The 13,307-nt window shown below is 60.7% G+C and carries 8 protein-coding genes; 6 read left to right on the top strand and 2 right to left on the bottom strand.

The window, feature by feature from the left end; genetic code table 11:
• From HU727_RS04390 to HU727_RS04370, 5 genes are all read left to right on the top strand, one after another.
• Window positions 1-1,581, top strand: a complete 1,581-nt coding sequence (locus tag HU727_RS04390; RefSeq protein WP_186528443.1) for a VWA domain-containing protein — start codon at window positions 1-3, stop codon at window positions 1,579-1,581.
• Window positions 1,578-2,984: a BatD family protein gene (locus HU727_RS04385; protein ID WP_186528442.1), complete on the top strand. Its 1,407-nt coding sequence runs from the start codon at window positions 1,578-1,580 to the stop codon at window positions 2,982-2,984. Before HU727_RS04390 ends, HU727_RS04385 begins: the two co-directional genes overlap by 4 nt.
• Window positions 2,981-4,003: an HAD family hydrolase gene (locus HU727_RS04380; RefSeq protein WP_186528441.1), complete on the top strand. Its 1,023-nt coding sequence runs from the start codon at window positions 2,981-2,983 to the stop codon at window positions 4,001-4,003. The genes HU727_RS04385 and HU727_RS04380 overlap by 4 nt, the downstream gene beginning before the upstream one ends.
• A gap of 70 nt (window positions 4,004-4,073) precedes the next feature.
• Window positions 4,074-5,648 (top strand): arylsulfatase, encoded by a 1,575-nt coding sequence (locus tag HU727_RS04375; RefSeq protein ID WP_186528440.1) that lies wholly within the window; start codon window positions 4,074-4,076, stop codon window positions 5,646-5,648.
• 192 nt (window positions 5,649-5,840) lie between these two features.
• The gene (locus tag HU727_RS04370) at window positions 5,841-8,345 is read left to right on the top strand and encodes a fused MFS/spermidine synthase (protein WP_186528439.1); all 2,505 of its coding nucleotides are present in this window, start codon (window positions 5,841-5,843) and stop codon (window positions 8,343-8,345) included.
• A gap of 108 nt (window positions 8,346-8,453) precedes the next feature.
• Here the strand turns inward: HU727_RS04370 and HU727_RS04365 are convergent, their stop codons facing one another.
• Entirely contained in the window at window positions 8,454-9,131 is a 678-nt protein-coding gene (locus HU727_RS04365; RefSeq protein ID WP_186528438.1) for a DUF3313 domain-containing protein, read from the bottom strand.
• A gap of 212 nt (window positions 9,132-9,343) precedes the next feature.
• On the opposite strand from HU727_RS04365, the gene HU727_RS04360 reads away from it, so the two are divergent.
• Window positions 9,344-11,704, top strand: a complete 2,361-nt coding sequence (locus HU727_RS04360; RefSeq protein ID WP_186528437.1) for a tetratricopeptide repeat protein — start codon at window positions 9,344-9,346, stop codon at window positions 11,702-11,704.
• Between the two features lie 362 nt (window positions 11,705-12,066).
• Here HU727_RS04360 and HU727_RS04355 read toward each other — a convergent pair whose 3' ends face one another.
• Complete coding sequence (locus tag HU727_RS04355) at window positions 12,067-13,041, bottom strand: hypothetical protein (protein WP_186528436.1); 975 nt, start codon at window positions 13,039-13,041, stop codon at window positions 12,067-12,069.
• Window positions 13,042-13,307 lie beyond the last annotated feature (266 nt).

The raw sequence follows: 13,307 nt of genomic DNA, 5'->3' as shown, positions 1-13,307 counted from the left end.
ATGGAGATCAACCTCAGTGATTTGCATTTTCTGCGACCGCTGTGGCTGCTGCTGGTGTTGTTCGCAGCGTTGTTGCCGTTGATCTGGCGGCGCAGCCGCGACCTGCAACGAAGCCTGCGCGGCAACATTGCCGAGCATCTGCTGCCGCACTTGCTCATCGCGCCGCAGGATCACCAGCGCCTACGCCCGGTGCATTTGCTCTGTGCGCTGTTGATGCTCGGCGCTCTCGCGGCCGCCGGCCCGACCTGGGAGCAGGATCGCCCGGACTTTCTCGAAAACCGCGCACCACTGATCGTCGCCGTGGACCTCTCGCCGTCGATGGACGCCAGCGATGTGCAACCGACTCGGCTCGAAGCGGCCAGGCACAAGCTGCACGACCTGATTCAGCGTCGCGCTGGCGCGCGCACCGCGTTGATCGCCTACGCCGGCAGTGCGCATCTGGTGCTTCCCCCTACCGACGATCCGGCACTGCTCGACAGTTTTATTCAAGCCTTGAGCACGGGCCTGATCGACAAACCGGGCAAGGACGCGGGCGCCGTGATCGACCAAGCCAAACGCTTGCTTATTGCCGAGAAAACCCCGGGCAGTCTGCTGCTGATCACCGACGGTGCCGATACCGCGCAACTGGATGGCATGGGCAAGCGACTCAGCGATGTACCTTTGCAGGTGCTGGTTCTGGCGGTGGGCAGCGAGAACGGTGGCGTCATTACCGACGCCAGCGGTCAGCCCAGGATCGACAGCAGTGGCCGGCCGGTGCTCGGCAGCTTCGATCAGGCGGCAATCAAACAATTGGCATCGGCCGTCGCCGCGCCGCTCGGCAGCCTGACGCTCAATAACGACGACCTGGACTGGATCGAGCTGCACGCGCAGCGGCACTTCCAGAGCGCCAGCGCCGAACAGCGCGAATTGCACTGGAAAGATGCCGGTTACTGGTTGTGCTGGCCGTTGCTGTTGTTGGCGTTGGTCAGCGTGCGCAAAGGCTGGAGCGTCAACTGGATGCCGGCCATCGCACTCGCGGTGGGGCTCGGCTGGCCGTCCGCGCCGGCCCAGGCCAACGCTTTGACCGATGCATTTTTCACTCGCGATCAGCAAGGCCGCTGGGCGTTCGAACACGAGCATTTGCCTGAAGCAGCGGCGCTGTTTGTCGACCCCTACTGGAAAGGCGTGGCAGCCTATCACGCCGCCGATTACGACCTGGCGCTGGCAACGTTTGCACGGCTGGACACCGCGCAGGCGTACTTTTATCTGGGCAATATCTATGTGCGCCGCTTCAAGTTTGATCAGGCAATTGCCGCCTATACCCAGGCGTTGAAACTGCAGCCGCAGTTCCCGGAAGCAACGGCCAATCTGGCCCTGGCGCAGGCGCTGCTCAAGGACACCGAGAGTGCCGGGAAAAACGCCCCGGAGATCAAACCTGACGAGGTCAAATTCGACAAGGCACCGGGTAAAGGCCAGAGCAAAAAAGTCGATACGCAGCAGGCCGCGTCCGATGCGCTGTGGCTGGAAAACCTGACCACTTCACCGGCGAAGTTTCTAAGGCAGAAGTTCAGTTTGCAGGACCAGCAGGAGGCCAGGCCGTGAACCTTGTTGGCGCCTTCGCGAGCAGGCTCGCTCCCATAGGGTGGCGGTGGGTTCTTTGTGGGAGCGAGCCTGCTCGCGAAGAGGCCCGAGCGCTCACTACAACACTTGGCGCTCTGCTGCTGGGCACACTGTTGTCATTCGACGCCCTCGCTGCCAGCCCACAGCTCAAGGTCAAGGCCCACCTTAACCCCAGCGAAGGCGCCATGGTCGGCGGCCTCGTCGAGCTGCAACTCGACGTCCTGACCGACACCTGGTTTACCCAGGCGGCCACCCTGCCCGACCTCAGCCTCGACGGCGCACTGGTCATGCCGCCGAACGGTCAGGCTCAACACCTGAACCAGACCATTGACGGCCAGTCCTTCAACGGCTTGCGCTACCGCTACCTGATCACGCCCAACGTCGCGCGCCGGTTCGATATCCCCACCCTGACCGTACGCGCCACGCCGGGCCTGGCTACGGCCGAAATCAGCGCGCAAAGCATGCCTCTGAGTTTCACTGCCGCACAGCCACCTGGGTTCAACCCCGGGGAAACGCCGCTGGTCGCCAACGCGCTGCGCTTTACGCAAACCGTCAGCCAATCGGCCACGCCGCTGAAAGTCGGCGACAGCATCACCCGACAGCTGACCCTGCAAGCCGATGGCGCGCTGGCCATGGCCTTACCGATCCCGGCGCTCGCCGATGTGGCCGGCCTGAGCCGCTATGCAAAAACGCCACAAGTCACAACGTTGGACGATGGTCGCGGCGTTGTCCTCGGTGGCCAGCGCATCGACAGCGCGACCTATCGTGCCGATACCGCAGGCACCTACACCTTGCCGGCGATTGACGTGAAGTGGTGGGACGCCAACACCCGCCAGATCCGCACGGCACAGGTCCCGCCACTGAGTTTCGAGGCGGCAGCCAACAGCGCCTATAAACCGGTGTTCTCGATCGCCGAAGACCTCAAACAGCTCGGGCAGAATCGCTTGCAGTTCTCCAGACACTGGCTGTTGTGGCTGGCGCTGTTGGTGGGCTTCGCTGTCGTTGCGTACCTGCTGCGCCCGGCGGTCATTCGCGCCCGCCAGCGCTGGCGGTTGCGCAGACAGGCGAAACAATTGGCCTGGCGACAGTCCGCCGCTTTCGCCTGGCAACAGATTGATCCGCAACTGCGGGCCAGACCGGCGCAACTGACTGCGTTGTACCTATGGCTGCGGCGCAGCCGCCTGGGCCTCAAACTGACTGGCGCCGGCCCACGCTTGCAAGGGTTGTTGCGGGGGCTTTACGGCCGTCAGTCAACCGTCGATCAAAGCCTTGCTCAGTTACACCAATCATTGTCTACGCTTCAAAGTCAGGTCGCGCAGCAACAGGTCAAAACTGCCTCGGCACTGCGCCCGCTCAACCCTGTGCACGAGAAGGATTTCAAATGATCAATCCGGTGCTGCATCGTCAACGCTTCGGTCTCTCCCTGCTGTTCACGCTGGTATTGCCGTTGCTGGCGCAGGCGAATGAACCGCTCCCGTCATGGAATGACGGTGCGACGAAAAAAAGCATTATCGAGTTTGTTCAGGCAGTGACCGAGCAGGGCAGCAAGCACTTCGTCAAACCTGCCGAACGTATCGCCGTGTTCGACAACGATGGCACCTTGTGGGGCGAGCAACCGGCGTACTTCGAATTGCTCTTTGCGTTCGATGAGGTCAAGCGCACCGCCGCGCAGCACCCGGAATGGAAGACCACCCAGCCGTTCAAGGCCGTACTGGAAAACGACCATGCGGCATTGGCCGCCGCTGGCACCGAAGGCTTGCTGAAGATCGTCGGCGCGACCCACAGCGGCATGACCACCGAAGCCTTCGATGATTACGTCAAGACGTGGCTCAGCCAGGCCCGTCACCCGAAAACCGGCAAGCCCTACACCGAGATGATCTTCCAGCCAATGCTGGAAATGCTCGACTACCTGCGCAGCCAGAATTTCAAGACTTATATCGTTTCCGGGGGCGACACCGGTTTCATGCGCGCCTTTGCCGAAAAGATTTATGGCATCCCGCCGGAACAGGTCATCGGCACCACATTTATCACCACGTTCCAATTCAAGGATGGCAAGGCGTCGATCCTGCGCACGCCGAAGCTGGCCCACAACGATGACGGTGCCGGCAAACCGGTGAGCATCGATGCGGTCATTGGTCGTCGGCCGATTCTGGCGTTCGGCAATTCCGACGGCGACCTGCAAATGCTCCAGTGGACCGCCGCAGGCCCGGGCAAACGCTTGATGGGCCTGGTGCACCACACCGACGGCAAACGCGAATGGGCCTACGACCGTCAATCCCATATCGGGCGCCTGGACATGGCCCTCGACGAGGCGAAAACACGAGGCTGGACCGTGGTGGATATGGCGTCCGACTGGCGCCGGGTCTATCCGTTCGATCCGCCGAGTACCGAGCAGGTGCAATAAGAAAGCGTGATGCAGGAGTGCAATAAACGTTTGTCGCAAAAAACGACCCCCGTGCAAAGGAGCAAGTCAGATGACTCGCATACGCAAGTGGCTTCCGAAACTCGCCCTGGTGGCAACCTCGGTGATGGCGCTGTCGGCAACCGCCACAGCGGCTGAAAAACCCAACATTCTCGTCATTTTTGGCGATGACATCGGCCAGACCAACATCAGCGCCTACTCGATGGGTGTGGTGGGCTACAAAACCCCGAACATCGACCGCATTGCCAAAGAAGGCATGATCTTTACCGATTACTACGCCGAAAACAGCTGCACGGCGGGACGATCATCGTTCATCACCGGGCAGACGCCGTTGCGTACCGGCCTTTCGAAGGTCGGCATGCCGGGCGTGCCCGTGGGATTGCAGCCGCGCGATGTCACCATCGCTCAGGCGCTCAAAGCCCAGGGCTATGCCACCGGCCAGTTCGGCAAGAACCACTTGGGCGACAAAGATGAATACCTGCCGACCAACCACGGCTTCGACGAATTTTTCGGCAACCTTTACCACCTCAACGCCGAAGAGGAGCCAGAGCGTCCTTACTGGCCCAAGGATGACGTCGAGTTCACCAAGGCCGCCTCTCCCCGTGGCGTGATTCACAGCTTTGCCGACGGCAAGATCGAAGACACCGGCGCGCTGAACAAGAAACGCATGGAGACCATCGACGACGAAACCACCGCAGCGGCGCAGGCTTTTATCGAGAAACAAGCCAAAGCGGACAAACCGTTTTTCGTCTGGATGAACACCACGCGCATGCACGCGTTCACGCATGTTCGTGAATCGATGCAGGGGCAAAGCGGGATGGTCGGCAACGAGTACGCCGACGGCATGCTTGAGCATGACGGCGACGTCGGCAAGCTGCTCAAGACCCTGGATGACCTGAAGCTGACGGATAACACCATCGTCGTCTACACCACCGACAACGGCCCGAACCAATGGTCATGGCCGGACGCCGCGACGACCCCGTTCCGCAACGAGAAAAACTCGAACTGGGAAGGCGCGTACCGAGTGCCGGCGATGATTCGCTGGCCTGGCAAAATCAAGGGCGGTGAAGTGTCTACCCAAATGTTCTCGGGGCTCGACTGGTTCCCTACCCTGCTGGCGGCGGTTGGCGATGCCGACATCAAGGATCGTCTGCTCAAAGGCACCGACATTGGTGGCAAGAACTTCAAGGTGCACCTGGACGGCTACAACCAGCTCGATTACCTGACCGGCAAAACCGACAAGAGCGCGCGCAAGGAGTTCTACTATTTCAACGATGACGGCGTGCTGGTCAGCATGCGCTTCAACGATTGGAAACTGGTGTTCTGCGAGCAGCGCGCACCCGGTGGCCTGGAGGTGTGGAGCGAACCGTTCACGTGCCTGCGCGTACCGAAAATGTTCAACCTGCGCATGGACCCATACGAACGTGCCGACATCGTGTCTGACCAATATTACGACTGGCTGACGAAAAACGATTATCTGATTTTCGACGGTACCCGCCGGGCTGCGAAGTTCCTGCAGACCTTCGTCGATTACCCGCCTAGTCAGCGTCCGGCGAGCTTCAGCATCGACCAGATCCGCGCGGATGTGGATCGCCGTATCGAAGAAAAAATGAAAAAAGCGCAGTAAGACAACTGCAACGCCACCCGCCGTCATTGGCGGGCGGCGTTGTATTCGACAAGAGACCGTGTCGGCTCCATTGGCGAGCAGGCTCGCTCCCACAGGGGATCTGTGGCGTACACACGTCCAATGTGGGAGCGAGCCTGCTCACGAAGAGGCCGGCACAGTCACAGGTTTTCGCACCGGAACAAGGCCAACCGCATGTCCTCACGTATCGCCAGCAAGCCGTCGGCCATACCCGTCCCGCAAGTCGTTTCTACTGCCTTGATGGCCCCCGCGCTGCTGCTATGCATCTCCGGCGCCGCCGCGCTGGTCTATCAGGTGCTGTGGATCAAGCAACTGTCGCTGGTTGTCGGCGTCGAGGTTTACGCGATCACCACCGGCATCAGCGCATTCTTCGCGGGGCTCGCCCTCGGCGGCTGGCTGTTCGGGCGCTGGGCCGATCGCCTGCAGCAGCCGGTTCTGCTGTATGCCGGTCTGGAGGTGCTGGTGGCGATGCTCGGCGTTGGCGCGACGGTGGCCATGAGTCTGGCGGCCAGCCCGTTTTCCTGGCTGCAGAGTCATGTCGGTCTGTTTGCCTGGCTGCTGCCGTTTGCGCTGGTCGGCATTCCGGCGGTATTGATGGGCGGCACGCTGCCGGTGCTGGTGCGTTCGCTGGCCGCAGACCCGGGCAAGGCCGGCGGTCAGCTGTATGCGGCAAACACCTTGGGCGCGATTGTCGGAACCCTGCTCGCTGCGTTCGTGCTGATCGCCACCCTGGGTGTGCGTGGCAGTGCGTTGTTCGCTGCGATGCTTAACCTGCTGGCAGCCGCCGGCGCGCTGTGGTTGCAACGTCAGCATCGGTCGCCGATCGCAACGCCGGTCAGGCACACCACTGAAAAAGCCCCGGACCGCACCGCGCTATGGCTCTACGCAATCGCCGGAGGTGTGGCGCTCGGTTATGAAGTGGTCTGGTCGCAATCGATCGTGCAGTTCATGAGCACTCGCACCTACGCGTTTGCCGTAGTACTGGCGACCTACCTGACCGGCCTGTTTATCGGCAGCGCCCTGCTCGCCCGGCGTGTCGAGCGGATTCGCGACCCCTGGGGTGTGTTCGGCCTGTTGATCGCCGGTGCCGGATTAATCGCATTGCTGGAGATTGCCTTGCTCGGCCGATGGCTGGTGCTCGCCCAAAGCCAGGCGGAAACCTGGGTGCTGAACCTGGGCGCCAGTGAACTGGCCGGTATGAGCGTGCGCTTTGCCGTGGCGGCGATCAGCATTGTGTTTGTGCCGACACTGTTGCTGGGCGCGGCATTTCCATTGGCCCTGCGCTTGAGCGTGGGCGCCGACCGGGTGGGTCGAGACGTTGGCGCGGTGGTGGCCTTCAACACCTTGGGCGGGATCATTGGCGTAATGCTTTGCGGTTTCGTGCTGATTCCGTTACTGGGACTGGTCCGCACGTTGGGTCTGCTGGCGCTCATCGCGGCGGCAATCGGTTACTTCGCCGTGCGCAAGGGCCACGGCGTGGCTAAAGGTCGGCGTCAGGCGGTGGTTGCGCTAGGCCTGGTTTCCGTCGCCGTGGCCGTGCTGACCCCCGTCGATAAACTCGCCAGCCTGCTGCCCGGTGCGAGAAACGGCACGCTGGCGTTCTATGAAGAAGGACGCGGCGGTACCGTCGCCGTGGTCACCCAGGGGCGCGGCGAAAACACCTTTCACCGTTTGTACATTCAAGGTGTGTCGAATACCGGCGATGCCATGCCCTCGCTACGCTACATGCGCATTCAGGCGCTGCTGCCGTTGCTCATTCACAACGGTGAGCCGCGTTCGACCCTGGTGATCGGTTTCGGCACCGGCATCACCGCAGGCGCAATGCTGCGCTATCCCGGCCTGGAACATCGGGTGGTTGCCGAACTGCTGCCATCGGTGGTCAAGGCTGCGCCGTTGTTCAAAGGCAACTTCAATGCCGCTGGCGACCCGGGCGTCGATGTGCGTCTGCGCGATGGTCGTCAGGAATTGCTGCGAAGCGAGCAGACATACGACGTGATTACCCTTGAGCCGCCACCGCCCTCCGCCGCCGGCGTGGTCAATCTGTACTCGCGGGATTTCTATCAACTGGCCGCCAGTCGTCTGCAAGACAAGGGCATCGTCGCGCAGTGGTTACCGTTGCCAACGCAGAACATCGACGACTCGCGTTCACTGGTGCGCAGCTTTCTTGATGTGTTTCCGTATGCGTCGTTGTGGACCAGTGAATTCCACGAGATGTTGCTGGTGGGTTCATTGGCGCCGATCGAACTGGATGCGGCGAAGATCACCGAGCGTTTCCAGCAGGACAGCGTACGCAGCACCCTGCAGGACGTCGGGATTAGCTCGGCGGCGGCGCTGCTCGCTACTTGGGTCACAGACCGCGCCGGTCTGGAGCGCTTCGCTGCCGATGCGCCCGCCGTGACCGATGATCACCCTCGCATCGAATACGCGCCGTGGGTACGCAGCAAGGAAATTACCCGGGTGCTGCCGGCGCTGCTGGATCTGTATCAGGCACCCACCCTGGTGAATGCCGACGCCGGGTTCAACGCGCGCATGGAAACCCATCGTCAGCGTTTGATGCAGTTCTATCGCGCAAGCCTGCATGCGTATGACGGCGATCGGGAGGCATGGGGACGGGATATTCGTGAGGTGATGCAGGGGGATCGGGGCAATCCTTACTTTCGCTGGTTTGTCGGGCAGTAAAGCGGTGCCTGACAGCGTGCTTTTTCGCAAGCAAGCTCGCTCCCACAGGAACTGCATTCCAATTGTGGGAGCGAGCCTGCTCGCGAAGAGGCCCTCAGTCTCGCTGCATTACTTGGCTTCGGACTTCAGTTTCAGATAGGTCTGGTGCATGTCCGCCGCCCAGCCATCGATCACAGTTTTCATGTCATCGGCTTTCATCACCTGAGAAGAGTTATCCAACGGTTTACCTGTGCCCTTGCGCACCACCTGAGCCACCACCTGATTGCTCGCGCCATCCATGAACACCGCCTCGGTGGCCAGGGTGGTTTCCTGATCACGGATACCGGTGGCGGTGCTGACCGCTGCGGCAACCAATGCGATAGGAATCACTTCATACACATGCAGGCCTTCGGTCTTGCTGCTGACTGCGGTAATTGCCGGACGCACCACGATCACACCCGGCCCGGGGCCGGTGGCCAGCGGCAGCGACTTGCCGATCTCACGCTTGAGCGCCTGATCGTAGTAACTGGTGATGCCGTTGAGGGTCTGTTGCGGGATTTTCGCGGTCGCTTGCGGCTTCGGGTACAACTGGCTCGGTTCGACGTAGACGCTGGTGTATTTGTTGATATCGAGTTTGGGGTCCATCCAGCGCATCACTTCGGCACCGGACGGTGACTTGGTCTCCTTCAGTTGGCTGTAATCCTTTAGAAATCCGGAGTACTGGTCTGGAGCGACGGTCTTGCTGGAACAGCCCACCACGCCGAGGGTGGCAATGCACAGCGTGCCCACCATTACTGCTAGCTTCATGCTGTAACTCCTGTCAGAAGGCCCAAAATTTTTGTAGAGGGGAGATACAGGTATAGCTAAAGCCGCAGCAATTGCGATGACAAACTACAAAATTCATATGACGCTGCGCAGCCGGTCACAACGCTGATTTGACAGACGCCCATCATCCGGCAAAGCTGCATTGAGCTGCACGCATGCCAGAAGGCCCAAGCACCCGGACTACGGAAGTCGCAATGCCCAAGCATAAAAACAAAGCGGTGCAACCCGAGCCTGAAGCGTCTCAATCGTCCTTTTCTCGTTACTTCTTTCCCATCACCATCGGCGTGCTGCTGGCAGCCGTGGCCGGCATCGGCTGGTTTCTGCTCAGCCCAGCGCCAGCAGCCGTCAAACCGGTCCCCGTCAGCACGCCTGCAGCACCAGCCGCCAAGCCGCAAACGGTCACGGCGAGCCAGCCGGCAACGATGGTCGACGAGCAGCAATGCCAAGGCTGTCACAGCGAGCAGGTCAAGGACTGGCAAGGCTCGCACCATCAACTGGCAATGCAACCGGCGAATGCTCAAACCACCCTTGGCGATTTCAACAACGTCACTTTCAAGTCCGAGAACGAGACCACTCGGTTCACGCGCAAGGGGGAAGAGTTCTGGGTCAACACGCCGGGCATTGATGGCAAGCACGCCGATTTCAGAGTGGCCTATACCTTCGGCATTGCACCGCTGCAGCAATACCTGATTGAGGTCGGCGAAGGGCGTTTGCAAGCGTTGGGCGTGGCCTGGGATACCGAGAAAAACCGATGGTTCCACCTCTACCCCGGTCAAGGGGTCAACTTCAAGAATCCGCTGCATTGGAGCAAGCCAAGTCAGAACGCCAACTTCATGTGCGTGGAATGTCATACCACTGGCTTCAAGCGTAATTTTGACGCGGCGAGCAATACCTTCAACAGTCAATGGAACAGCCTCGGCGTCGGCTGTCAGGCCTGTCATGGCCCGGCGTCCCGTCACCTGGAATGGACACGGAAAAAAGGCGACCTGATACATCAGGGCTTCGACGTCGACCTCAACGACAAGAACGCCACGGTGCAAATCGAAACCTGCGCCCGCTGCCATGCGCGCCGCGCGCCGTTGGGTGACGGTTACACCGTTGGCAAGCGCCTGATGGACGATTATCTGCCCAGCCCCCTCACCCGCGATCTCTACGCGCTGGACGGCAAGATCAAGGACGAGGTGTTCGAACACGGCTCGTTCCTGCAAAGCAAAATGTTCGACAAGGGTGTGCGCTGCAGTGACTGTCACAACCCCCACAGCAACGAACTGAAAGCACCGGGCAACGCGGTGTGCCTGCAGTGTCACAACACGGCCGGCAAGACCTCGGTCGCCGGCGTCGATGGCAAGGGGCTGCAAGCGAAGAACTACGACTCCATCGAGCACACCCGTCACACTCCGGGTCAACCGGGCTCGCAATGCGTCGATTGCCACATGCCCGGCAAGTTCTACATGGGCAACGACTGGCGCCATGACCACAGTTTCAGCATTCCCAATCCGGAGCGCGCGCAAAAGCTCGGTACGCCGGACGCCTGCCTCACTTGTCACCAAGGCAAGGCCGGCGACCAGGTCACGGCGCAGTTCAAACTGTGGAACGCTTCCAGCACCCCTCAAGCGCCGCGTTATGACGAAAGCCTCTGGCTGATCCGCAACGGCCAGCCTGGCGCCGCCGATGCGCTGTATGAGCAGTTGCAGCGCAGCAATCTGCCGGCGATCCAACGCGCGACGCTGCTGGCCGAACTGCCGCTGTACCCGAGCGAACAGGCGCTAAAACTGGCGACGCAGGATCTCAAGCATCCGCAACCGCAAGTCCGGGAAAGTGCGGTGCGGGCGATCAGCGCGTTCCTGCCGCCGCCGGAGCGTGCACCGTTGCTTTCGCCGTTGCTCAACGATCCGGTGAAAGCCGTGCGCATCGTGGCTGCCCGAGACTTGTTGGGAGCCGCGCGCAACAACGGTCTGGGTGCCGCCAAATCCAGCTGGGACGCGGCGATTGCTGAATACGAAACGGTGCAGAAAAGCCTGCTGGAACGCGCCGAAGCCAACCTGAACCTGGCGATGCTGTACCAGGCCAGCGGGCGCAGCGCCGAGGTTGAACCGCTGCTGCGCAGTGCCCTCCAGCGCGACCCGGATTTCTACCCGGCGCTGGTGACGCTGGCACAGTGGCTGGAGGCCAACGGCCGCGCGCCCGACGCGCAGAAACTGCTGGATGACAGCCTCAGGCAACACCCGGATGCGGCGCTGTTGCAGCACACGCGCGGGTTGTCGTTGATTCGTGCCGGCCAGTCCACAGACGCCATGTCCTTCCTGGGCAAAGCCGCGCAACTGGAACCGGAGAACGGACAGTACGGTTACGTGCTGGCGGTGGCGCTGCATGAAAGCGGCAAGGTCGATGAGGCCTGCGCAATTCTCGAAGGTTTGCTGAAGCTACAACCGGCCAACCGCAATGCGCGGCTGTCGCTGATTCAGTGGTATCTGGACAGTGGGCAGGAGCCTAAAGCTCAGGTGCTGTTGCAGGGATGGAAGAAAATGAATAGCGGGGATCCGGCGCTCAAGTGATCGCCTGGAGATTGGTGGCCCCTCACCCTAGCCCTCTCCCAAAGGGAGAGGGGACCGATTGGGGAATATTCACGGACTGCATCGACTTGAGCGATCGGCTTTGAATCCATAATCGACTCGGTCTTTCACGTCGCTGTATCACGCAAGACAACCCGGTCAGTCCCCTCTCCCGCCGGGAGGTAGAGGGGACCGATTGGGGATATTCACGGACTGCACCAACTTGAGCGATCGGCTTTGAATCCATAATCGACTCGGTCTTTCACGTCGCTGTATCACGCAAGACAACCCGGTCAGTCCCCTCTCCCTCCGGGAGAGGGTTAGGGTGAGGGGCTTTTGATCTTCTGGTTTTCAGAAACGAGCAATCACCACGAAGACGTCTCCCCACTGCGCAACGCCATCTCCCGCCGGCGATTGGCCCGCATTGCCTTGATCAGCGACACAGTCCCGACCAGCAAAATCGCCGCGCCAAACAAAAAGTCGATGTTGTAGAGCTGAAAATCCTGCACCGGCCCGATCAGCAGCATCCGCACCACACCGATACCCACCAGCGTGGCGAGGAAATCGATGCCCGGCTCATCACGATAGAACACCAGCATCAGCGGCAGGCACAGCACCAGCAGAAGCAACAACACCACCACTTTGAACGAACCTTTGCGCTCGACGCTGAAGGCACATTCGTGCGGCCCGTAAGGCTTGTAATCCTCGTCGCGGATCATCGAATTCTTCTCGTTGATGTAATCGACGCGGTTGTACTTCTGGATCGGCGTGAAGGTATTGGACATCTCCATCAGCGTGGTGATGTTCTTGAAACGCAGGTCAACGCGCTCGCTGCCCTTGAGGTAATAGAGCACCGGTTTGTAGCCGTAGCGATAGGTGTCGAACGGGAACGCCGCAGTCTGGCCCTGCACGCCAATCGGACGTGGCTCCAGCTCGGCGAAGGCGCTTTTGTTGGTTGACGAGAGGTTGCGGCTCAGCGGCTGTACCTTGACTTGCTCAAGGAAGATTGGCGTCACGCCGAACGACCATTGCAACGGTTCCAGACGCAGGCGCAGTTCGTTGCGGCCCAGGTCATAACGGTTGAAAGTGCGTTCGGAAACCACCAGCGAACCGCCGACCATGAACTCGCCGCGCAGATTGTTGGTGACGCGCAAGGTCAGTTGATCCTTGCCCAGCAACGCCGCTTCCGTGGTCGGGGGCGTGCCGCACCAGGCGGTGCTCTCGCCGACACCGCCCAGCTGGCCGTCACGGTTTTCGTTGAATACATAAAAGTAACTGGCCCACAGCGTCAGCAGCAAAAGCGACGCCGTGAGACCGAGGATTTTTTTGCCCGGACTCACTGATAAGACTCCCTTCTTCGGTTCCATCGTCCAGCCGAAAACCCGCTGGCGACGGCGACTCTACCAAAAGGCCATCAGTGACCCAAGGAAAAATGCCGGATTGGCGCCGATCCCACGAGTGAACCTGCTCACGATGGCGGTATGCCGGCTTCGTATGAAGTGACATTAACCGCTATCGTGAGCCTGTTTCTTTGATACGCAATCCGCAGACTTGCCGTCAGAGGATCGCACGCTCCCAATATTCGACGAGCGGTAGCACGATTACA

The sequence above is a fragment of the Pseudomonas khorasanensis genome (assembly GCF_014268505.2).
GTDB lineage: Bacteria > Pseudomonadota > Gammaproteobacteria > Pseudomonadales > Pseudomonadaceae > Aquipseudomonas > Aquipseudomonas khorasanensis.
Note: the sequence above shows the minus strand (reverse complement) of the source record. Positions and strands in the feature narration are given on the sequence as shown.